This is a genomic window from Nostoc sp. (assembly GCF_036917395.1).
GTDB lineage: Bacteria > Cyanobacteriota > Cyanobacteriia > Cyanobacteriales > Nostocaceae > Nostoc.
The window spans coordinates 45,991-69,416 of record NZ_JBALDI010000084.1 but is presented as its reverse complement, the minus strand read 5'-3'; the positions used below and the strand labels follow the sequence as shown (position 1 = coordinate 69,416).

The following is a 23,426-nucleotide window of genomic DNA, read 5'->3' as shown; positions in this document are numbered from 1 at the left end:
TTAAGATTTGTTGACTAATACCTTTTTAAGGAAGCGTTTTATGTCAGCCTCAGCCCCACTCTTATTTTTTCTGTGTCGCTGCGATGCTAATCTTTTTTTGGTTTGCTGACGAAGTTGCTGTGCTAATAGCTTTGCTTCTCTTTCTGCTCGGAATAAATCAACTCTTCGCGTCGTCAGAATAAATGATTCGTCTGGCTTTCGTTTCACCCAAGGGACGCTAATTGACTGCCAAATAAAAATATTTTTGCATTTTAGAACTGGGTAACGTTTTTGAGTATTAAGTGTGTTGGCGATCGCTTTCAACTCTAATATCGCTGCTTCTAACTCTCCCGCCATCTGATTGATGCGTTCGACTTGTGCTATTAAACGCTCCCGTTCACTGATGATTTTTTCCTCTTGGGGTTGCAGTGGCACTATAGCAGTAGTTACAGATGTAGGCTGCAACAGCGAAACTTTGAGCAAAATGGGCTTTTTGTCCGTGTCTGGGATTTTTTTCATACTACCTCAAGCAAGGCTAGCTGACTTTTAAGGCATTTTAGCAGTAAAATAGTATATTTGTACTAATAAATATTTACCTTGAACACCAGCGATGTCTACGACGATCTTCTCTAGGAGACGCTAGGCGTAGCTTGCTGTAGACTTACGCAAAGTGCTATATGCTCTGAAATGCTTGTTTTAAAGGAAATATCTGAGTCAACACTTCTCGGTTAAGCTCTAAGCAGTGCTGAGAACGGAGAATTTAAGTTGTTGACTATAATTTCCAGTTCCTCTATAGAAAAAGTGAATCCTCTACGCTTCATCCTGAGGGATAGAAGCGTAGGATGCCCAGGGGGTTTGCTTAAAACTGCCAGGTAATTGTACCCTGTATTGTCAGGGGATCACCAGGTATAATCCGATTTACGTTTTGTGCAGAGACAAAATAATCAGTGTCGAACAAATTCTTGATATTGATCGCAGCTCGGTAATTGTCCCGCTTATAATAAATAGCTGCATCTGTGCGTATATAACTAGGTAACTCAACCGTGTTGGCTAAGTCGGCTTGCCGGTCTCCGTAGTAAAAGGCTCCTAAACCGAAGCCTAATCCTTTTAAACTGCCGGATTGAATTTCGTAAGTTGTCCATAGATTCAGCGCGTGTCTCGGCACATTATTCAGTTGATTACCCACTGTCGATGGATTGTCTTTTGTGATTTCTCCATCAGTGTAAGCATAACCAGCAATGATGTTCCACCCTGGCAAGATTTCGCCAGATATATCAAACTCAATCCCACGACTGCGCTGTTCCCCAATTTGAATAGTTCGTTGTGGATTATTTGGATCTTCGGCTGAGAGATTGGTGCGAGTCAAATCATAAAATGCCAAGGTTGTAGCTAATCGGTCAGTCAAATCTGCTTTAACCCCGATTTCATACTGCGTTCCTCGCTCCGGTTCCGGCAGAGCTGGACCAAATAGATCTACCGCCTGATTGAATGAACGGCTATAGCTAGCGTAGAGTGAGATTGGTTTAATGGGCTGGTAAACAATGCCAACACGGGGGCTAAAAGCTTCTGTCTGCTTAAAGTCGTTTGTTTGGGCAATTAAATCCTTAGCCTCTTGATTGGCAATATCAAAGCGTCCACCCAAAAGTACTTTGAAGTTTTCTGCTAGGGTAATTTGATCCTGAAGGTAAAAACCTAATTGTTGCGCCGTATTTTTGATATCAAAATCTGGAAGACTAGCTTGTGTAAAATTTCCATACACAGGATTGAAAATATCTAAAGAAGTAGTGTCATTGAAAAGAGCTTTGGAATCAGTATCAGTTCTATTTAGGTTAAATCCAGCGACTAGCTCATGCTTGATACTACCTGTTGTCAACTTAGCGACTACATAATTGTCTAGATTATAAGCATTTTCATCGTAGTCAAAATCCTCAACGCCTCTTTCTATAGTACGCAAATCATCTTGTAATCCGAAAGGAGCCACAATATTTCGTTTTAGGTGAAACAAAGAAGTCTGAAAAACGCTACGCGCTTGCCAATTTTCACTAAAACGATGTTCAAAGTTATAACCAATCCGAAATGCACCATTAGAGGTGTCATTCAAATTAGGCTCACTCAGAAAACGATTACGAGGAATTTTGCCATTGGGGTTAGGCAGGACGCTTCCCTGTGCCGGTATCCCAAAATCATACGGTCCCTCTGCAAGGGAATAGCTTGCTTCTAGAGTCAGCTTTGTTCTGTCACTAATTTGCCAGCTTAAAGTAGGTGCAATTAGATATTGCTGTTGGTCATAGAAATCAATAAAGCTTTCGTTTGTTCCAGCAGAAGCATTCAGGCGATACAACACCGTTTTACTCTCATTCAACGGGCCAGATAAATCAATTGCACCGTTATAGGTATTGTAGCTACCAACAGAAGTTTCTACTTCGTAGAACGGATCGCTTAATGGTTGCTTCGTGACTAAGTTGACCTTGCCACCTAGTCCGCCTTGACCGAATAGAACCGAAGCGGGGCCTTTGAGGACTTCAACCCGCTCAATATTTGAGCCAAACCCGACACTGCTGATTGAACGGTCTTGTATCCCATTGAGTAGAGTCTCTCCAAAAGCATCAAAGCCCCGAATTTTGATGACATTGAGAGGATCGCGGGGGCTTCGACTTCCTACGACTACACCAGGCGCATTTTTTAACACTTCTGTGAGACGAGTTGCTTGCTGGTCTTTAATGACCTGTTGCGGTATGACCTGAATCGACTGGGGAATATCACGCAACGGTGTGTCAGTTCTTGTGGCAGATGAGGTATCAAGAACGCGATACCCATCCTGTTGACCCGTCACCACCAACTCAATCGGGTCATCCTGCTGTGCTATGGGTTCCTCCGGTTTCGTCTCATTCGTCGGCTTCTTTGGTGGCTGCGTCGCAGTTGCAGCAGATACTACCCCAAAAATCAAACCTGCATCATCGTCAAATAATTCAACCGTTGGTAACGCTGCTTTACCTGTTACTGTCACTCGGATAGTATTTGTATCGAGATTTGTAACTGTTATCTCAATAATTTCCGCAAGCGGTTTTTCTGAACGAAATGTAAACGCTTCACCATTAGGTAAACGCAGTTGTGAGTTAGGTATATCAGCAATAAAGTTATTCCCAGTACTGCGATTTGTGATTTGCAGTTGCGCCCCTTTGTCAGTCTGTAAAATTACCTCCACACCTTTGTCAGTGGGAGTAGCTTGAACTCCCGTAATCTGTACAATTTCTGATGAGGGTGCTGGCGACTGCACTCTTCTTTGGGCGCTAGTCTTGGGATGCTCTATCTCACTGAGTTGGCGAATCTCTCTAATTGACCTAGAATTGCGTTGTACGGATGCGACAGACTTATTCTCTACCTCTTGCTTGGGTATTTCTTGAGCAGTGGCGCTCATTCCACCCCAAAACAAAATAGAACTTGCGATTGAGAAAATTTTCGATAACAGCTTTGGCTTCATTTACTACTCCACACACCTGTAACTATCATCTGACTGAAATAATGTCAATAATCCAGCAAATAGCTCTTTTTATTGAGAGCAATTAGTATCAAGTAAAAAAAATATTACAGCTAATCAATAAGAAATTACAAGTATTTATCAGCTTTTATTCACAAAGGGAGTTGAATAATCCCAAAACAATCTCTGAATATGGCGATTGTTTAGCTATTTTTATTCAGCAATATACATTCGTTAAAATTTAGCTAAGATGATGAGCAGTTTGTCAAGAGGTTTTGAACATGAAATTTTTATGTTGGCAGATGACTCCCAATATTTCTCGGTTCAGCCAAAAATTAGGTAGATTAACTGTTATTCCCTAACAGGCGATCGCAATTTTTTGGATATGGCTGATATGAGAAATTTGGGATTAACTTGCTTCTATAGCATCAGGGTAGAACTAATCCTATTGTCAAAAAAAATCGTTCAAAGTTTTCATCCAAAAAACCACTTTAGAGAGGAACGGAAAATTTCTCTTAACAAATTAATTTTTCCGTTATTAGCACTGCTCAGAACTGAAATGAGAAGTATTCATATCTGAGTGATAAGTAAGCGATCGCATTTGCATATTGACTGCCATTTTTGTTGAGCAATAAATAAAATACTGAATTTAGTATAATTAGTCTTGTATACCCTAAGAAATAAAGCTTAGTTATTCCATTAGAAAGAAGCCACTGTAGCTCTTACTATCTAAAGTAAACTTAGGGATATTGAAATAAATCTCTGAACAAGTGTTTAGTTGGATTTGTGTCTGCTTCTGGTTAAAAAAGACACTATTCATCACAAAGTCAAATTCAAAAAGAATAATCTTTCTTTTTACCTAGAGTGCATCAACATTTTTTTCGGTAAAATAGCCAAGTCTAGCCAAAACACGAGTGATAAAACAAAGGATTCGCTACAATACCCTTGATTTTCATTTAGGAATATTACTATGACCACACAGGAGCAACTAGACCAATGGCATGAGCTAGCACAACAGTTGCGTATCGATAGTATTCGCGCGACAACCGTTGCTGGTTCAGGTCATCCTACTTCGTCCATGTCAGCCGCTGATCTGATGGCGGTTTTACTCTCCAAATATCTCCGCTACGACTTTGATGATCCACATAACCCTAATAGCGATCACTTCCTTCTCTCTAAAGGACACGCTGCACCTCTACTCTATGCCATGTATAAAGCAGCGGGGGCAATTACCGATGAGGAGTTATTATCGCTACGGCAATTTGGCAGCCGTTTAGAAGGACATCCCACACCAATTTTACCTTGGGTTGATGTGGCGACTGGCTCATTGGGACAAGGATTACCAATTGGTGTGGGGGTAGCTTTAGCAGGTAAATATTTAGATAAACTTCCATACCATGTCTGGGTATTGCTGGGTGATAGCGAAACAGCTGAGGGGTCTGTGTGGGAAGCTTTTGATCATGCCTCACACTCCAAACTAGACAATCTGATCGCCATTATTGATGTCAATCGACTAGGGCAACGCGGTGAGACTGAACTGGGTTGGAACACACAAGCATATGCTGCGCGTGCTAGAGGCTTTGGCTGGCACGCAATTGAAATTGATGGTCACGACTTGACAGAGATTGACCAAGCCTTTACCACTGCTTTGAGCATCAACGATCGCCCCACGGTAATTATCGCCCGCACAAAGAAAGGCAAAGGTGTGGCTTCTGTGGAAGATATCGGTGGTTGGCATGGTAAACCATTCAAACCTGACCAAGAGAAAGAGGCGATCGCAGAGTTGGGTGGTGAACGCCAGATGATAATTCAAGTCAACAAACCTGAAGAACAAAGCCAACCTGCTGCAACAGGGAATGCTCAACCACTGCAACTTCCCACTTATGAAAAAGGTGCAAAGGTCGCAACACGTAAAGCATATGGTGACGCATTAGTAGCATTGGGAGCTGCTCAACCCGATGTAGTTGTTCTTGATGGCGAGGTGAGTAATTCCACTTATGCCGAAGATTTTGCCAAAGTCTATCCTGAGCGCTACTTTGAGATGTACATTGCTGAACAACAACTGATTGCAGCAGCGGTGGGTTTGCAGGTGCGAAAATACAAACCCTTTGCTTCCAGCTTCGCAGCCTTCTTGAGTAGAGGTTACGACTTTGTACGGATGGCGGCTATCTCTCGTGCCAACATTAAATTAGTGGGTTCCCATGCTGGGATATCCATTGGTCAGGATGGCCCTTCACAGATGGCACTGGAGGACTTAGCAGCCTTCCGGGCGGTGTGGAGTAGTACTGTACTTTATCCCAGTGATGGCAATCAGACGGCTAAACTAGTGGCGCAGATGAGCGATCGCAATGGCATTGTCTACCTCCGTACCACCAGGGAAAGCACACCTGTAATCTATGGCTCTGATGAAGAATTCCCCATTGGTGGTAGCAAAGTAATCCGTAGCTCTGAGCAAGATCAAGCCACAGTGATTGCGGCTGGTATTACTTTACACGAAGCGCTTAAGGCTAGCGATCGTTTAAAAAACGAAGGGATCACGGTGCGGCTCATAGATGCCTACTCTGTCAAACCCATTGATGTACAAACACTTCATCAAGCTGCACGCGATACCAAGGGAAATTTAGTCGTGGTTGAAGACCACTGGATGGAAGGCGGATTAGGTGCGGCTGTGCTTGATGCCTTTGCTGGTACTAGTAGTATTCCTACTTACAATGGACCTCAACTGCGGCTAATTAAGTTGGCAGTGCTTGATATGCCAAGTTCCGGCACCCCAGAAGAACTGCTCCATGCTGCCAAAATTGACGCCGATGCCATTGTTGAAGCGGTGAAATCACAAGTCAGACAGCCAGTAGGGGTATAATACAATACAGTTCGCAAAAGAGAAAGTTATCTGTTGAGTTGAGCAGAAAAAGCAGGGGGAGAAACTATTATTGTTTAACGTGAGTTCGACGAACCTCTCCCTACCTTGAACTGAAGTTCAAGCCTGTCCCTCTTCCAGTCGGAGAGGGACGGTTTTGCATAGTAAAACCTTTTAGAAGTCTTTTGATTCAGCTTAAACGTAATGAATTATTACTAAAATAGTAAATTATTTTTTCTAGGATTAACTTAAATTCACTCGTAGGATTAAATTTCTCTCAATAACTGATTAATTTTATTTTGCAGTTTTTCGCGTAATTGTTGTGCCTGCCGATAAGCTACTGTACGCTCTTTGTTTGAATAGTTGTACAATTCTGCTGGTTCCAAAGGCTGAATAAAGTAACGCAGACGAGTTCTCATTGCCCAAATTCCCATTGAAGGAAACAGAATTAAGACAAACATCAAAGGCGAGAAAGGCAAGAATGGTAATTTGACTAGTCGTTGCAATTTCTCTAAATTAACAGCCCAAGGATGTAAAAATTCACTACCAATGCAAACTACTGGGAGAATGGGAATTTGATAGCGATCGCTCAACTTAATAAAACTTACATCAAACTTTTCTAGTTGATAGCGTCTTTTCCAACCTTTCAGAGGGCCACGGATACCTTCGGGTGCATATAAGAGAATTTTATCTTGGGCCATCGCTGCCTCAAAATAATCTAATTCGGCTCGCACACCACCCAATACCTGTGACCATTTAGGTGGTAGCCACCAAATCACCCAAGGATGCTCAAATAATACTGGACTTGCTATGGGTTGTACCACCCATCCTCTAGCTTCACTTAATAAATAACCCAAAGTCAAAAAATCCCAAGGAAAACACATCCCTGCGTGATTCATTGCCACAACCAATGGCCCTGTTTGCGGCAAGTTTTCGACTTGTTGCAATTCTCCCCGAAAATAGTATTTAACGATGGGGCCAAGAACTTCTTCACCAAAAGCTTGTTGATATTTGGGATCAAATTCACCAACTTCTTTTTGGGGTGAACGAAAACCAAGACGTAACCAACGACTTAGCAACGCCAGATAAAATCCGCCAGGAATTAAAAATAATCCATATTCCAGCCAATTCCAACCGTCTGAATCGGTGTGATAGTGTTGCCAATGGCGGTTGAATAAAATTAGCCAGCCTGGAGGATACCAAAGACAAAACCAATCAAACCAGCTAAATATATAGCCTTCACCTGGTGTATTTTCCAGTTGACTGTTAAGGAGGTTTTCGGAGTGTTGATTAATCAAAACAGTTAAAGTTCAGGCAAAAATTTAATTAAATGTACATTATAACTTTATAGTTTTGCCATTGGCAATTTTACTATATCTAAAATTAATTTAAGATTTGGTTACCAAAATTAACGACAATTTGGAAAAGTTTATATATGCAAACTATTAAAGAAAACTTATGTATCAAGGCTATCTATAGCAATCATAAATCAAACGCACAAAAACAAGATTCCCGACTTCGTAAAAGTTGTCGTGGATCTGCGGATTACAATTCTCACAAATCAAATAGGATTGCTATATAGCATTCCTAAATGATTCGTAAACTTCTTTCCTTCTTTTTTTGGCGCTCTTGGAGACGCTGCGCGTACCCCTATGGGGATCTTGCTACAGGTAGTGTCTCCAAGAGTTGGCGGTAGCCTGCGGCAAGCCCTCCGGGTGACGCTCGTTCCGACGCTCGTTCCTCGCTAACGCTACCGCTGCGCGTCTACGATAATTTTTACAACTAAAATAGGATTGCTATATATAAAATATTAAGTAGGGTACGAACCGTAACAATGTAATCCACTACCCATACATTTTTGGCACCGCGTAATGCTTGAAACTCATCAAAGTACTTAAAATAATCCTATTTGAACATTACACACCTGAGAAAATTTAATGTTTATATAGATACTTTCTCCAGTTAACAGTAACCAATGAAGACTGAGAAATGATATCAGTATTTCGCCAAAAGATGAAATTGATAATGACTAATGACTGTTCAAATTCTTCCTCAAGTTCGAGACAACTGTCTTAATCTTCTTATTATGGAACTAGGAAAGCTATTAAAAATTTCAGATTTCATCCGTGAACTTCGGCAGCAACTCAATCTCTCTCAGGAAAAGTTTGCAGCTAAGTTGGGAGTTTCCCTACGAACAGTCAATCGCTGGGAGAACGGATCTACAGTGCCTTCACAGATGGCACTAAAACTAATTGAAGAAATGTTACAGAAGATGGGCGAATCAGGCAAAAGACTGCTGAACGAGTATCTCCTAATAGCAGAGCAGCGAGAGGACTCCTAAGATGATGGTGAAAGTACCAGAAAAGATTTTAATGATGCGCTCTTGGTTACTAAACTATAGTGTGATGATTCTGGCAGTCATAGTGGCACTGCTGCTGACGCGACTGTTGGTGCCAGTCTTCGATCCGAGCGTATTTACATTATTTTATGCTGCCGTGGCAATCAGTGCCTGGTATGGCGGCATGGGACTTGGAGTAGTGGCGATCGCTCTATCTGTTACAACTGTTGTTTATTTTTTGATCGAGCCAGTCTACTCGTTCGATTTCCTCAGCCCGAACGTCTTGGTACGATTAACTACATTCTCACTAGTGTCCTTCTTAATTACTGCCCTCTCTTCAAAGTTGCGAACTGCTAGACTTTCGGCAGAGACAAGCCTGAAATTGTTGCAGAATAGCGAAATGCGGTTTAGCCGACTAGCAGAATCCAACATCATTGGAGTCATCTTAACTGAGATAAAAAATGGCTCGATCATCGAAGCCAATGATGCTTTTCTGAAGATGGTGGGCTATACGCGAGAAGATTTATCCGCTAACCAAATGAAATGGCGTGAGATCACCCCACCTGAGTATCTTCAATTGAGTGAGTATTCAGTGGAACAACTTAAAACGACCGGAGTATGTAAACCCTTTGAAAAGGAATACATCCGCAAAGATGGCGATCGCATTCCAGTTTTGCTCGGTTCTGTGCTTGTGGGAGATACTCAAGAAACAGTCATTGGCTTCGTTGTTGATTTGAGCGAACGCAAACAAGCAGAAGCGGCATTACAGCAAGCTAATGAGCGGAATACACGCACTCTGGAAAACATGAGTGATGCATTTATTACTTTAGACCGGGACTGGCGAATCATCTACCAAAATGCCGAAGCAGAGCGAATTAACGGCAAACTCCGCACAGAGGTTATTGGTAAGTCGCACTGGGAGGAGTGGTCTGCATCAGTAGGCACTAATGTAGAACGCCAATACCGACGGGCGATGGCAGAACAGATTCCCGTCCACTTCGAGCATCACTACTACTACCCGTCCAAGTATGACCTGTGGCTGGAGATTCACGCCTACCCTTGTGAGGATGGTCTTAACATTTTCTTCCGTGACATCAGCGATCGCAAGCAAGCAGAGAAGGCAGTCCAAGCAAGTGATGAACGCCTCAGGAGTTTTGTCAAAGCGAATATAGTTGGCATTCTCTTTGGTGATGTGAATGGTAGCATCACTGAAGTTAATGACGAGTTCTTGCGAATTGTGGGCTATACCCAGGAAGATATCCAGGCTGGCAGACTATGCTGGACTGATATCACGCCCTCTGAGTACCAATATTTAGATGAACTGGCTATTGCCGAAGCAACAGCGAAGGGAACCTGTACTCCCTATGAGAAGGAGTGCATTCGCAAGGATGGTTCCATTGTCCCAGTTGTAGTTGGCTACTCTCTGTTAGGAGAATCTCGGCAGAAATCAGTTGCATTCATTCTTGATATTAGTGATCTCAAACAAGCTAAAAAAGCGCTGAGTCAGAGTCAAGAGCAATTTCAAGCTTTTATGGACAATATTCCAGCCGCCGCATGGATTACGAATGCGGACGGACGTGTACTTTACCTCAGTCCAACTTATCTGAACACATTTGATTTAGCAACAAATAAGCCGATTAATAAAAATATTTTTGACCTATACCCAGCCCAAATCGCTCAACCCCTGCTTGATAACATTAGAATGGTTGCCGAGACGAATCAGGTTGTTGAAACGATCGAGTCTACGCCACGCACAGATGGCACCCTCGGCGAATTTTTAGTATATAAGTTTCCCATTGCGGATGCATCTGGGCAACGCCTGGTAGGAGGGGTTGCAGTTGATATCACCGAACGCGAACGCGCCCTTCGGGAACGCCAGCTTGCTGAACAAGCCTTGCAAGAGCGCAGTGAACGACTCAAACTGCTTTCTGAAACAACCAGCGATTTACTTTCAACCGAGCGCCCCTTGGATCTAATGAACAGCTTGTTCAGCAAACTCTCGGCGCAGATGGATTTGCATTTTTACTTCCACTATCTAATCGATACACATGAAAATAAGCAGAAATTTCGGTTAGTAGCTTGGAACGGCATTACTGATGAAGTATTTCAAAGAATTGAATACCTGGAATTTAATCAAGGGATGTGCGGACTAGTGGCGCAAGAACGCCATCAAATTGTCGTCAATGATGTGCTGCACTCTAGCCATCCAAATGTCCAGATCCTTCATCCTTTTGGAATCACAGCCTATGCTGGTCAACCGTTAATTGCTCAGGGAAAGCTGCTTGGTGTCCTCTCCTTTGCCAGCCGCACCCGTACCCACTTCACTTCTGGGGAAATTGCCCTGCTGCAAGCAACCTCCGATCAGGTAGCGGTTGCTCTGGAACGCGCTCAGTTGATGGCTTCGTTACAGCAGCAAAAAGAGCAGTTAGTCCAAGCTAACCAGATCAAGGATGAATTTTTGGCGGTTCTTTCCCACGAACTTCGCACGCCGCTAAACCCGATCCTGGGATGGTCGAAGTTACTGCAAACTAAAAAGTATGATCAAGCAACCACCACTCGCGCCCTCGAAACTATTGAGCGCAATGCCAAACTTCAAACCCAATTAATTGAAGATTTGCTGGATGTCTCTCGAATTTTGCAAGGTAAACTCAGCCTGAATATTGCTCCTGTGAATCTGGAAAGTGCGATCGCAGCAGCAATAGAAACTGTACGTTTAGCGGCTGAAGCCAAATTGATTCAGATTAACACTGTCCTTGAACCAAACATCGGTCAAGTAACTGGTGATTCAAGTCGCTTGCAGCAAGTTATCTGGAATCTACTTTTTAATGCGATTAAGTTTACACCCCAAGGTGGACAGGTAGAAATCAGTTTACAGTCACTTGATTCTCAGGCTCAACTTCGAGTCAGTGATACAGGTAAGGGAATTAGCTCAGATTTTTTACCCTATGTATTTGACTACTTCCGACAAGCTGATGGTGCAACTACCAGGAAATTCGGGGGACTGGGATTAGGATTAGCTATAGTTCGTCACATTGTAGAGCTACATGGGGGCACAGTTCAGGCAGAAAGTTTGGGCGAAGAACAGGGAGCAACCTTTACAGTCATGCTACCGCTGATCAAGATTTATCTAAATAGCCACGAGGGTGAGCAACAACCTGATGATTCGCCTAATCTAAATGGGGTAAAAGTTCTGCTTGTGGATGATGAGCGTGATACGCGAGAGTTAATTGCTTTCATTCTGGAGCAGTCTGGCGCGGTAGTAACTCAGGCAGCATCGGCTGTACAAGCACTACAAGTCATGCCTGAGTTCGGGCCAAATCTGCTGTTAAGCGACATTGGAATGCCGGAAGTAGACGGCTATATGCTGATACGTCAAATCAGAGCCATGTCACCAGAGATGGGAGGGAGAATTCCAGCGATCGCTCTCACAGCTTACGCAGCTGAGGTTGATTATCAACAAGCAATTGCTGCCGGATTTGAGCAGCATATCACCAAACCAGTAGAGCCTGCTAAATTAATTCAAGCGATCGCAAACCTGATTTGTAGTTGTAGCAATCTGCAAACTAACTTACAACCCTTGGAAGCTCGAAAAAGACATAATTAACTCAGAGACGAATGGCACGCTTGAAAAGCCGAAACACCTGTTGTTTAAGCACTTTGTAATTGCTTATGCAATTCATGCCGGGCTTTTGTCATTAAGGCCTAAACAGATAAATTTCCTTAACCCAAGCTTATTGACTTCTAAGGGGTAGGGAGGGCTGAAGTTTTTGACTAATGATTAATTTTGCTTAACCAAATCACTAGGTCATCTGCATGAATTTCTATTTCATTTCCTAAAGTTTTGATATACAGAAGTCCATCACTAATGGTTAAATCTCTGATTGGATACCATGAATCTCTTGTCTGGATTAAAAGATCCGATAGAATTCCTAGTCGTAAAATATTCTTGCGATATTTCCACCAAGCTCGCCATAAAATGACAGATTTAGTACATTGCAACCTATAGTTTTTAGGGATTTGGCAGTGTTGATAGTGATAGAAACCACAACTATCTATGTTTCCTTTAAGGAGATAATTGCATTCTGATAAAGCCTGATTTAGTAATTCCCAATGGGATAAGTTAGACCGAATTAAGAATTCAGTTGGTGTAGTATTTAGTTGGGCAGTGGCAATTATGCCTTCAGCCTTTGTTGCCAGATGGTTGATATTATAAACTGTTTGTGCTGTTAAAGAACGATTTGCCAATAAAATATCTTTTTTCTGGATAGAGTTGTATACAAACTCTCGAACTAAATCTAAATCAGACAACATAAAGTTATTTATACTAAATCAAATGACCTTGTAATTTTTATTACATTTTATTTTTAGTAATTACACTGTTTTTGTCCATCAATCCGGATAATTCTCAACTTGATTTATACTCTGACTTTTCACGCCATCTGAAAAAGCCCACGAAAAACCTAACCCCTTACCCCCTTCCCGACGCGGGAAGGGGGTAAGTTCAAAGTCTCTCTCCTAAAAGGAAAGAGAAATAGAAGTGAGGTTTTCCAGATACTATGAAAAGTCAGTATAAATCCTGACTTCGTTGTTGGGTCAAATAAAAAAACCCCAAGAACCCCACCCCACCAAAGCTACGCTTTGGTGGGGTGCAATGACTGTGGGAATCATAACTAATTATCCGAACTTGATATTAGAAGTCTGATTGCTAATTTCAATACCAATTTCTGCCATCACTTCAACAGTGACGGGATCTACTTGATTTGCTGCCAAACCCGAACTAGCAACAGCAACTTTACCTTCTCCTAGTATTCGCGTAAATCCCTCTGCCATTTGCGATCGACGCGAATTATCGATAAGGGGACGCTATCTCTATTGTGAAGCAGAGACTACGGCTTCAGGCTGATAGCGGATACCAGCTTGCTTAAAGCGATGTAAAGCTTCACCCAAGCGATCGCAGTCGGCAATTAAACTTATCCTTACATAACCTTCACCTGCAACCCCAAAGGCATTACCTGGGGTAAGAACAACACCAGTTTGCTGCAACACGTTCAGGGCAAAATCTGTGGAACCAACGCCAACGGGACATTTTACCCAAAGATACATTGTCGCTTTAGTTTTGGGGATATCCCAACCCAACTCTCCTAATCCTTGAATGAGGAAATCACGACGGGTGCGGTAGCGTTGTTGTACCTCGTGCAAATACACATCTGGCAGTTGCAAGGCGGTTTCAGCTGCTGTTTGTAATGCTGCAAAAATGCCGTAATCTAAGTTAGTTTTCAGCGTCCGTAAACCTTGAATTACATGGCGGTTACCCACGACAAACCCGACGCGCCAACCTGCCATACTGTAGGTTTTGGATAAGGTGTGAAATTCCACACCAATATCTTTCGCACCAGGAATTTCTAGCAAGCTAGTGGGTTGATAACCATCAAAAGCTAATTCGGCATAACACAAATCATGCACCAGCAAAATTTCATATTTGCGGGCGAAGGCGACGATTTCTTCAAAAAATTCGCGGGGGGCAGTGGCGGCGGTGGGATTGCTGGGATAATTGAAATAGAGAATTTTAGCTTTTCTAGCAACCTCGTCGGGAATTGCAGCTAAATCGATTAACCAGTCATTCTCTGGTTTAAGAATCAAGCTGTGGATTTTCCCGCCTGCGATCGCTGGACCGCGGAAATGGGCGGGATAAGCTGGGGAAGGAACCAGAACAACATCACCTGGGTTAACGTAGGCGATCGCTAGATGGGTTAATCCTTCTTTAGAACCCAGCAGTGGTAAGGCTTCGCTATCGGGATCGAGAATCACACCATAGCGACGATGATACCAATTGGTGATTGCCCGGCGGAAACTAGCAGTCCCCTCAAAAGGAGGATAACCGTGATTGGCGGGATCTTTTAAAGCGGCGATCGCTGCTTCTACAACTGGTGCTGGTGTCGCACCATCGGGGTTTCCCATACCCAAATCAATTAAATCCAGCCCTTGTTCGCGTGCTTTAGCTTTCAGTTCATCTAAACGGGCAAATACATAAGGTGGCAGTTTTTGTATACGTTCTGCTGGGACAATCCAATTTAAACTCATTCTTCAACCTCGTCACTCATTCCCTTGGGCGAAACTCGATTCATGTCTCTACTATCTATGGGTGCAGTGGTGGAAACCATTGCCGCCATCAACTGTTCTAGCGCGACTTTAAATGGTAGTCGATGGATGTCAGAATTAGGAACCAGAGCAATTTCAGCGGCTGTTTGCAACTCGCCTAATGTAATATTGCCCAATCCCAAATCACTTAATTTTTGGGGTAGTCCAATTTCTGTGTAGAACTTTAACAACTGTTGTCGTGCCGATGCAGCTAGTTGATTGCCTTGTAGCATTTCTTCTAAACGCAGTTGCACCAAAATCCCAAAAGCAACTTTTTCGCCATGAATACTGCCATGTCCTGAAATATGAGTTAAACCATTATGCACGGCATGGGCTGCAACTGTGCGACACTGCGCCCCTCCAAGTCCCCCAACTACCCCAGCGAGTAAAACAGTGGCGTCTACAACTTCTCGCCAAACCTCACTACCTGGTTCTTTCAGGGCGGCGGCTGACTTTTGCAACAGGATATCTCGCAAAACTCGTGCTTGTTGCACCGCAGCAATAATTAAAGTGTCTTGCAAATGCCCACTGCTAACTGAGGCTTCATACCACTTAGCGATCGCATCACCAATTCCAGCTACTAAAGTCCGTTGTGGTGCAGTATTAATCAAGTCATAATCAAGTATCAGTAAATCGGGACAACGAGACAGCCCCACATCGTAGAGAAATGCCCCGTCTTTTGAATAAACATTCGACAAGGCACTCCAAGCTGCACAGGTAGCCGCTGATGTCGGAATTGTTACCACTGGCAACTGTAACTGCTGCGCGACTAATTTAGCTGTATCTAGGGCTTTGCCACCACCGACACCGATAATTACATCAGCTTTATGTTCTTTTGCCGTCTTCTGTAAGGATTTCAGGCTAGCTTCGCAGCAATCTGCACCATAGGTAGCTTGGGCAGTATGTAACTGTTGCGTTTCTAAAACTGGCTGCAAATTTTTTCGACTGATGGCGAGAGTAGATTCACCTGCCACAATTAAGGGACGACTTCCCAAACAGGCGATCTCTGCTGCTGCTGCTTGCAACACCTCAGAACCACGGATTACTTTTGCTGGGGCAACTGTGAGCGGAAATAATGAACTAGAGGTTTGAGTAGACAAAGAACGTTGAGTAGAAAGTTGATTAGACATATAATCTAGTTTGCCAAAACCTTGATATTTCTTAATCTAAACTCTCAGTACCCATTACTTGCACGCTGATTGACCTTTTCTGACAGTGGAAGCACTAAAGTGTGAATATCTTAATCTAAAAATAACTATTAATGTATCAGTAAATACAAAATAAATTTTGTCATTCTGATAACAGGTAAATTATTTTGTTCTCTGGGAGGATGAGGGAAAAGAGAATGAGGGCTGAAGAAAAAATTGTCCAATTCCCCCCTGCCCCTCTGCTTCCCTGCTTACTGAGCGCAGCCATGCACTGAGCGGCTGGTGAGCGCAGTCGAACCATGCCGAAGTGTCGAAGTATGCCCCCCTGCTCCTCTTAAGCAGTAGGTTTTGGCAATTGAGCGAATTTGTCTGTGTAAATTTCGACTGTAACTGGAGAATTTTGATGCGAAACGAGCGATCGCTTCACCTCACCCAAGTAAACTGGTACAGAAGCCCCTTGTTCCGGGTGGATAATGGTACGGGCGCGAACTGTCAACTTGTCGTCTTCGCGTGTACCTGAGCGACCATAAGAGAAGAGATTACTAGCTGCTTGACGTAAAGTTGCTTCTAATTGTGTGGGTGTAATTTGGGGTGATGTGGCAATCACCGCTTGTGTTGACCCATTGTCATAAACTAAAGTGTACCGGACTGCTCCGGGAATCACAGTCCGACTCAAGGGGACTATTGAGAGTGCAAATAAACCAGCTGTCACTACCAGCATAAAGCCAGTCGTACCCACCAGCCGAAAGCGGATGCCCCATTTGAGAATAAAAGCCAAAACTGCTAAGGCAGCAAATACCAAGGTGGCTATACCCGACCATTGGGTGTACTGAAGAAAGTCAGCTGTTGTAAGCATAAGATTGGTTATGGAGGCGTCTTTTTTTTCGTTACCGACACACCCATTTTACCGAGAGCTTACACCAAAAAGGTTATTGCAATCCGGTTTAGTTAGAGAAACTTAAGTAAGTAGGCGTGAATAATTAAAGGTTTATAGTAAGCGGCTTTAGCCCTTATAATAGGGCTGGAGCCGCTTACTATCACCCAATTTAATTAATTTTACATTGCTTAATCTTGTTTGATTTATTCTTGCCCACTTACTTATTTGTCTGAGTGGTTATTGGTCATTTGTTGTTCTCCCTCTGCCTCACTTCCCCAGCCTCGCAATCTTTCAGATATCTTTAAATTCTTTCGTCGTTAATTTAAGTTCAGATATATACCCAGTCAACCCTGTTTCTTGCACAGGAATAGTTATTTTATTATTGATATCGTAGTTATACCACAGGTAGGATTCTCCGCTTAATTCTCCTTTTTTTACATACAAATAAATAGGTTCTGGCGGGTTGGAAAGACCTAGTTTAATTTAAATAATCATGTTTTATTTTCCTTGATGAAAGATAAAAATTTTTCAGATATTCCGTCAAATTCAATATTTTTTAAAGAATAAAATAATAAATATACAAAAGGGCATCTACAAGAGATGCCCGTCATGCAGGAAAACCGCAAAGGATTGTCCCTACACCTTCCCAACAATCAGCAACAGCGACTAATACCTAATTAGTCACTCTCACAGTCACAGACGTGAATATAATAATCTTATTAATTTAAAACTATAAACGTCCCCAGTGCATACACGGAAATTGATGGCAATTTTAAGTTACTGAGCGCTATTTCCTAACTGACTAATTTGGATGAGATGCAAACCTATCTTCTTGGTTATAACGATGTACTACTCCACAAATGGCAGCCAAAATTAACCATGAGAGCGCATTCAAACGAATATCGAAGAGGGTTACATCAACTGTATTAAATAGAACCCACGCAACAAAAGCCAGAAGATAACTGAAAAATATCAGTCTGTCTTCTGTATTTATATATTTTGACTTTCGCAGTAATTGCACGCTTGTAATCAAAATCCAAGCAAGTAAGCCACAAAATAAAAAAGTACTGGGAAAACCAGTTTCAGCAGATAACATCAAAAAAAAGTTATGGGGATGACCCAAGGGAATCTGCATCTGGGCTTTGTAGAGTCTACTAAAACTGCGTAACCCCCAACCAGTCCAAGGATGTTCCTGAGCTAAAAACCAGGCAAACTCCCACTGAGTTTTTCGCATTAAAGCGACTGGTCTATCTGGATACATATCGTCATTTAACCTTGCCCAAAAGAAAGCAGGAACGTACTGACGAAAAAATTGAGCGACTGGTGAGGGAGCAAAAGCTGCTAAAACCACACTAGAGACGATCGCAGCAACGCTACCTACAAGAATGCGCCAACCTTGGTAGAGTGCATAAGCTAAACAGGCGAAAATAGCGATCGTCCACCCATTGCGCGAACTAGTAAAAACCAAAGCAATGAAATTTGTAATCATCGCCACGGTTAAAAAGAGAAAGGGGACTGGGGACTGGGAACTGAAGACTAAATTCTTTCCAATACTCAATCCTCGATACCTAATCCCCAATCGCCATTCTTCGAGCCACAACCCTAAACCCAAGATGAAAACTATCGCTAGATAAGCAGCGAAGGTGTTAGCGTGCAAGAAGAGTGAGGCTATGCGACCTGGTGGATTTCCTCCTGGTCTGATCGTCCAAGCTAAGACAATCCACAAAATCTCGAACTTCAAACTCCAGCCTAAAAATAACTGTCCCAAACCGATAATTACCACTGGCATGGAACCGATCACCAAAATCCAAGCCATTTGCCGCAATTGGGCAAATGTTTGAATCAGAGTGCTATGGGCAGCGAAAACTAAAAAGAATGGTAATAAATTAAATAAGCCGAGGAAAGCTGCGGTCTTGTCATCGGCAAACCCAGCACTTATGACCAGCAACACACTCAAAAGGGCAAATCCCCAGTTGAGGGGGCGGCGACTAATTTTCTGGTATTGTTTCAGTAAAGTTATTAATGATACAACAACTATAGTCACAGCCCCCAAGAAAGGACTCAATGGGAAGATTAACAGTGCCCATAGAGAGTAATTCCAGCAAGATTGCCAACGAGACTTGAAATAGTAAAAAGCTTTGTTCAAGCTGGCTCCCAATATTCCTCACGAGTGAGGCGAATTTGAGCTAAGGCAAAGATGGTAGGGATGATCCGACCATAGTTAGTGGCGATCGCTCTCCACCCTAAATCCGCAAAAAACCAAGCCCACATCATCGGTCCAATCACAGCAAACATACTGCGGGTTGCCCCATAACGAGCTGCACTCACAGTCATACCCCGTCGAGCCATTTGCATAGTTACATAGCTTTGGAATTGGGTTGTAGCTGCTTCTGAACCTGTAATTACCGCTTGTTTGGCTACTTCATAGGTAGCAAAGTGGATGGCAAATTGACGGGCAATTTGCTTAAGTACAAGTGGCTGGAGCATGGAAGTAACCGCGATCGCACTACCGCCTTTGAAAAGTAACCCTAAGGGGTCACGTTGCAATAAAAGTGGTAGCGGTTGTTTTAGTTCTGATTTGAACAGCTGATGCTGCACCCGTACAGTCAATTTTTGCTTTTCCTGTTCAGGTAATTTTTTCCACACTTGTCCTAGCAGATGCAAAAATACTTCTGCTTCTAAATCAATAGTTGCCAGCTGATTAGAATAGGAAATTTTTAGATACTTACATACTTGAATTAGCGCTTGTCGGTAAGTTACCTGCCCTGTGCGTCCCCGTAATACTGTCATCCCATCTGCCGCTAAAAAACGAAAGCGACCCTCTAGTGCGTCTAACCAAGCTTTACGGTCTTGGCTTTGTACTTCGATGGGTTCGGGTGTGTGTACATAGTCTAGGGGATTGAACTTACGACTAAATAGAATTGCCGTTAAGTCTTGCAATTCTTCTTCGGTCGCTAACTCTAGCGCCGCCCTCATTTCATCCAATTTCCCTTCCTCCGTTCCGTGCAGCTTTGTGTACCTTATTCTACTATTAGCTTTCAGCAGTCATTAGTAGTAATTTTGTCCTTTGATAATAACCAATAACTAATGACCAATGACTAATAACCAATCACCAAGGACTATTGACTCATGACTGATATTGCAGTGATTGGTGCCGGAATAGCTGGTTTAGTCTGCGCCCAGCAGTTAAGTCAAGCTGGATATCCGGTGCTAGTGGTGAAAAAATCCCGTGGCTTGGGAGAAGCAACTGGCGCGACACGGAGGAATGATTTGAGAGGTTTTTTGCGTAAGTCCTAATGTATTTTTCTTTTTTCGGATGAAACCACCCTGCTTTTTTTAGTACGGTTAGGAGGGATCGCGCTTCGCGCACGCGACGCGAACGAGGTTTCAGGTTTTGAGTGCGTAAGTCCTGAATTATTTGGATAAAGGATTCAGTATATTGCTCTTGAGGTGTAAACTTTGACAATTACTAAGTTCAAAGGACATTCCCAGGACATGAGAAAAATAACTGCTCTAATGCTAAGTATTTCCGTGACTGTCGGCGTGGGAGCGTTAACGCCCAAAGTCACTAATGCCCAATTATTTTACCCACCAGCAAGCGATCGCCATTCATTAATGGTAATCGGTCAAGGGGTGGTGGGAGTGCCAGCAGATACAGCAGATATTGAATTGCTAATCAGTAGTGGAGGTAGCAATAATAACTTAGAAACGCAACCGTCATCTCTAGGGTCAGTCCGCCGCATATCCTCACCGATTCTACTCTTAAATTACAAAACAGCAGCAGAATCTTTACCAAGCAAAAAATCACTAACTAAAGCAACTCTCCAGCCTATAGTTAATAGCCTAGTTGCCAAAGGGATTAGTGCTGATAAAATTCAAGTGCAACTTAACACTAATTCCAGTGAAAATAACGCCAAGATATTGGTGAGACTGGAAAAACCAACACGCGATCGCGTCCAGGAAATTGTTGCTACAGCGAACAAGTCCACCAGCGAAATTGAAAATCTTTCTGTCAAGAGTGTGGGCGTTGAGTACGCAGTCAATGACTGTCAAGCTTTGCAGAGTTCAGTGTACCAATCAGCTATGAAAGACGCTCAAAGTCGTGCTCAGGCTTTAGCAACTGCTATGGGTGTTAAACTTGGGACTCCTTCTGTAGCCGAGCCATTTTACACATTATTTTATCCCTCATGTAGTTCCAAAACTGGAGTTACTTTACCGTCTTTTGCAGGTTTTTTATTATCACCAGCTTATAATCCAGACGCAGCCGCAGAAGTAGAGATGAAAAAGGATATTTTTGTGACATATACAACAAAATAAATATTTATATTCAGTGCGTAGACGCGCAGCGCCTTGTCGTCAGACATCGCACTTTGCTTTAGTCAAGATTAAGAGTGCGATCGCTTAACTGGACGGACTTTTTTAATTTCTGCTCCCACTGTCGGATCGAAATTAGCAAGCCAAATCTCACCTCGTTTAGGAGCAAAATATCTAATAATCAATCAAGTCTCCTGTCTGTAATTCCTGCCATTCTCTATCTTGCTCGTAATGTAATAACATTAACTCAGCCTGTGCTGCCAATATACATCGTCGTTCTTCTAATGACAATTTCATGAACTCACGACGGCTGATGGTTTTAGCTTGTAAAAGTGTTTCCGAAGATTGTAGCTGTGAGTTTTCTCTCTGAGGAGTAAAATTTGAGATTTCCATACTTTCTCAGTAATTTTATAACAATTCCTAATTTATATTAATTTTACCGCAGAGATAAAGTATGCGTGTTCAGAATTCTTTGATTCAGGAGTGATCGCTTTTTATATTTCTCCTAGCGTCAGTACTCCTGCTGGCAAATTTACACCCAGAGGCAAAATTTTTAACCATTGTAAAACCAGCAGAGGTTCGCGAATGTTTTTTTATTCTATCAATCTATAGAAAAGTAAAATATTCACTGAAGTCTAGACTAGCTGGGTAATTTTTAAACTCCAATAATGAAAAAACTCCAGAAATATTTGTGACAAATCTGGAGCCAGGAAAGATACGCATTTACCTATATCAAATTTTCACCGTGATAGCATCCTACGTCATCAGGGTATACACTCAAATAAAGCTAAGGATGTTTGAGGATCAACTGCTGTGCTTCTCGTTTACACACCTTTTCTGTTTGAAGTAACGCAAAACAGCCCTAGTTTATCTGAGGCTGCTTTGCGAGAGTTGTTTGCTAGGAGGGGTACATCAACAGTGATGCCCTGTATTAGATATAAATAATTCAGTATGTATCCGTATTCAGCCGTGTTCTGGCATATCCGGATGATTTGGAAAATTCCGATTGCTTTTTCCAAAAAGAAACTCCAGAGGCCCTTAAGGCATTCTGGAGCAGTAACAGGTTTCTAACATCAATCAATTTTTACCTATGCGATCGGCAGATGTCGTTGGGGTATATACTCAAATGTATTTTATGTCTGATCATCCGCCAATTGAACAGCAGGTTACTTTCTTTTATACCCATGATCTCGATGCATCCACAGAATTCTACCAACAAAAGCTGGGCTTGGAATTGTGGCTTGATCAAGGAACCTGTCGAATTTATACTGTTAGTGGCTCTGGATATTTGGGATTGTGTCAAGCAACCAAAACATCAGATCCTCCAGCCGACAAGCAATCAAGTGTCATTTTTACCTTGGTAACACAGCAGGTGGATGAGTGGTTTGAGTATCTCAAAGGACGTGGCGTCAAGTTTGAAAAGCCACCTACACTAAATGAAAAGTACAACATTTACCACTGTTTTTTCCGTGATCCCAGTGGTTATTTGATTGAAATTCAACGTTTTGAGACTAACTACAAAAAAAAGACATAACTTATTTAGTTATGTCTAAACATTCAATTTACAGGGCAGGATTTGTACAGGTTAGAACTTTTTAATTTACTGGCATACATGATAGAGACTAATGTTCTATAACCATCATCGATAGCCATGTACTTTTTGTTCTATCGATTTATCGGGGTGAGGCACAGGATTTATGCAGCCACTGAGAAATCTTTACATTTATTTACAATTGCTGCTTTAGGCGTAGCCAGCACAACTCTTGGAGACGCTCTTGCTAGCAAGATCCCCGTAGGAGTACGGCAAAGCTACTTCAACTAAACCGCATCCACCTTGAAAACTGTAGTTCTTTCCGTATGAAAACAAAAAACCCTCATCCCCTAGCCCCTTCTCCCAAATTTGGGAGAAGGGGAGCCGGAAAGAAGTCCCTCTCCCCCTACTTGGGAGAGGGATTTAGGGTGAGGGCAAAAACTACGGTTCTCAACATAGATGAGGTTTACTTCGGCTGCGGCCCCATTGAGCGACTTGTGTTGGGCGCAGTCGTTGGCGCAGCCTCTCGAAGAGAAGCAAGCCGAGATGCTCAGTACAAGTCAGTGACCACCGTAGGCATCGCTTTTGACTTTTATATAATAATCCTTCCCCTGCCTCACGGCAGTTGCTACAACGCTCTTAACCCGTGCAACGCACTGCCTTCCCTGCTCCCCCTTCCGACCTCAGTGGATTGTCACAGAAGGTAGGATACAGTCATTGCCGCCAGCATATACTGTGATCTTTCCAACACTACTTATTACAGTAT

16 protein-coding genes and 2 pseudogenes are annotated in these 23,426 nt (G+C 42.6%); 6 read left to right on the top strand and 12 right to left on the bottom strand.

Annotated elements, in window-relative coordinates; genetic code table 11:
- Together V7K46_RS29430 and V7K46_RS29425 are read right to left on the bottom strand one after the other, a co-directional pair.
- The gene (locus tag V7K46_RS29430) at window positions 1–498 is read right to left on the bottom strand and encodes a hypothetical protein (RefSeq protein ID WP_335119572.1); all 498 of its coding nucleotides are present in this window, start codon (window positions 496–498) and stop codon (window positions 1–3) included.
- Window positions 499–838: 340 nt separating this feature from the next.
- Complete coding sequence (locus V7K46_RS29425) at window positions 839–3,460, bottom strand: TonB-dependent siderophore receptor (protein WP_335119570.1); 2,622 nt, start codon at window positions 3,458–3,460, stop codon at window positions 839–841.
- A 967-nt stretch (window positions 3,461–4,427) separates the two neighbouring features.
- Here V7K46_RS29425 and V7K46_RS29420 point away from each other — a divergent pair.
- Window positions 4,428–6,317: a transketolase gene (locus V7K46_RS29420; RefSeq protein WP_335119568.1), complete on the top strand. Its 1,890-nt coding sequence runs from the start codon at window positions 4,428–4,430 to the stop codon at window positions 6,315–6,317.
- A gap of 263 nt (window positions 6,318–6,580) precedes the next feature.
- Here V7K46_RS29420 and V7K46_RS29415 read toward each other — a convergent pair whose 3' ends face one another.
- On the bottom strand, window positions 6,581–7,612 hold the full coding sequence (locus V7K46_RS29415) for a 1-acyl-sn-glycerol-3-phosphate acyltransferase (protein ID WP_335119566.1): 1,032 nt from the start codon (window positions 7,610–7,612) through the stop codon (window positions 6,581–6,583).
- Between the two features lie 734 nt (window positions 7,613–8,346).
- On the opposite strand from V7K46_RS29415, the gene V7K46_RS29410 reads away from it, so the two are divergent.
- Window positions 8,347–8,655, top strand: coding sequence for a helix-turn-helix domain-containing protein (locus tag V7K46_RS29410; RefSeq protein WP_335119564.1), 309 nt, complete (start codon window positions 8,347–8,349; stop codon window positions 8,653–8,655).
- A 1-nt stretch (window position 8,656) separates the two neighbouring features.
- Window positions 8,657–12,256 carry a PAS domain S-box protein gene (locus V7K46_RS29405; RefSeq protein ID WP_335119562.1) on the top strand — a complete coding sequence of 1,200 codons (3,600 nt, stop codon included), beginning with the start codon at window positions 8,657–8,659 and terminating at the stop codon, window positions 12,254–12,256.
- 167 nt (window positions 12,257–12,423) lie between these two features.
- On the opposite strand, the gene V7K46_RS29400 is transcribed toward V7K46_RS29405, so the two are convergent.
- The 7 genes and pseudogenes from V7K46_RS29400 to V7K46_RS29370 form a co-directional block, all read right to left on the bottom strand.
- Window positions 12,424–12,963 (bottom strand): hypothetical protein, encoded by a 540-nt coding sequence (locus V7K46_RS29400; RefSeq protein ID WP_335119560.1) that lies wholly within the window; start codon window positions 12,961–12,963, stop codon window positions 12,424–12,426.
- A 381-nt stretch (window positions 12,964–13,344) separates the two neighbouring features.
- Window positions 13,345–13,506: pseudogene (locus V7K46_RS29395) on the bottom strand (arsenate reductase/protein-tyrosine-phosphatase family protein); the annotation flags it as partial.
- Between the two features lie 15 nt (window positions 13,507–13,521).
- The gene (locus V7K46_RS29390; protein WP_335119558.1) at window positions 13,522–14,733 is read right to left on the bottom strand and encodes an aspartate aminotransferase; all 1,212 of its coding nucleotides are present in this window, start codon (window positions 14,731–14,733) and stop codon (window positions 13,522–13,524) included.
- Complete coding sequence (locus V7K46_RS29385) at window positions 14,730–15,920, bottom strand: iron-containing alcohol dehydrogenase family protein (protein WP_335119556.1); 1,191 nt, start codon at window positions 15,918–15,920, stop codon at window positions 14,730–14,732. Before V7K46_RS29385 ends, V7K46_RS29390 begins: the two co-directional genes overlap by 4 nt.
- Before the next feature lie 352 nt (window positions 15,921–16,272).
- Complete coding sequence (locus V7K46_RS29380; protein ID WP_335119554.1) at window positions 16,273–16,794, bottom strand: Ycf51 family protein; 522 nt, start codon at window positions 16,792–16,794, stop codon at window positions 16,273–16,275.
- Window positions 16,795–17,617: 823 nt separating this feature from the next.
- A complete protein-coding gene (locus V7K46_RS29375; RefSeq protein WP_335119689.1) occupies window positions 17,618–18,976 on the bottom strand; it encodes an O-antigen ligase family protein in 1,359 nt (452 codons plus the stop codon).
- Window positions 18,958–19,800 carry a YaaW family protein gene (locus V7K46_RS29370; RefSeq protein WP_335119552.1) on the bottom strand — a complete coding sequence of 281 codons (843 nt, stop codon included), beginning with the start codon at window positions 19,798–19,800 and terminating at the stop codon, window positions 18,958–18,960. Before V7K46_RS29370 ends, V7K46_RS29375 begins: the two co-directional genes overlap by 19 nt.
- A 144-nt stretch (window positions 19,801–19,944) precedes the next feature.
- Here V7K46_RS29370 and V7K46_RS29365 point away from each other — a divergent pair.
- Together V7K46_RS29365 and V7K46_RS29360 are read left to right on the top strand one after the other, a co-directional pair.
- Window positions 19,945–20,079, top strand: a pseudogene (locus tag V7K46_RS29365) (FAD-dependent oxidoreductase); the annotation flags it as partial.
- 231 nt (window positions 20,080–20,310) lie between these two features.
- Window positions 20,311–21,132, top strand: a complete 822-nt coding sequence (locus V7K46_RS29360) for an SIMPL domain-containing protein (protein ID WP_335119550.1) — start codon at window positions 20,311–20,313, stop codon at window positions 21,130–21,132.
- A gap of 68 nt (window positions 21,133–21,200) precedes the next feature.
- Here the strand turns inward: V7K46_RS29360 and V7K46_RS29355 are convergent, their stop codons facing one another.
- Both V7K46_RS29355 and V7K46_RS29350 read right to left on the bottom strand, forming a co-directional pair.
- A complete protein-coding gene (locus tag V7K46_RS29355) occupies window positions 21,201–21,314 on the bottom strand; it encodes a type II toxin-antitoxin system PemK/MazF family toxin (protein WP_335119548.1) in 114 nt (37 codons plus the stop codon).
- Window positions 21,304–21,522 (bottom strand): hypothetical protein, encoded by a 219-nt coding sequence (locus V7K46_RS29350; RefSeq protein WP_335119546.1) that lies wholly within the window; start codon window positions 21,520–21,522, stop codon window positions 21,304–21,306. The genes V7K46_RS29355 and V7K46_RS29350 overlap by 11 nt, the downstream gene beginning before the upstream one ends.
- 697 nt (window positions 21,523–22,219) lie before the next feature.
- On the opposite strand from V7K46_RS29350, the gene V7K46_RS29345 reads away from it, so the two are divergent.
- Complete coding sequence (locus V7K46_RS29345; protein WP_335119544.1) at window positions 22,220–22,663, top strand: VOC family protein; 444 nt, start codon at window positions 22,220–22,222, stop codon at window positions 22,661–22,663.
- Window positions 22,664–23,426 lie beyond the last annotated feature (763 nt).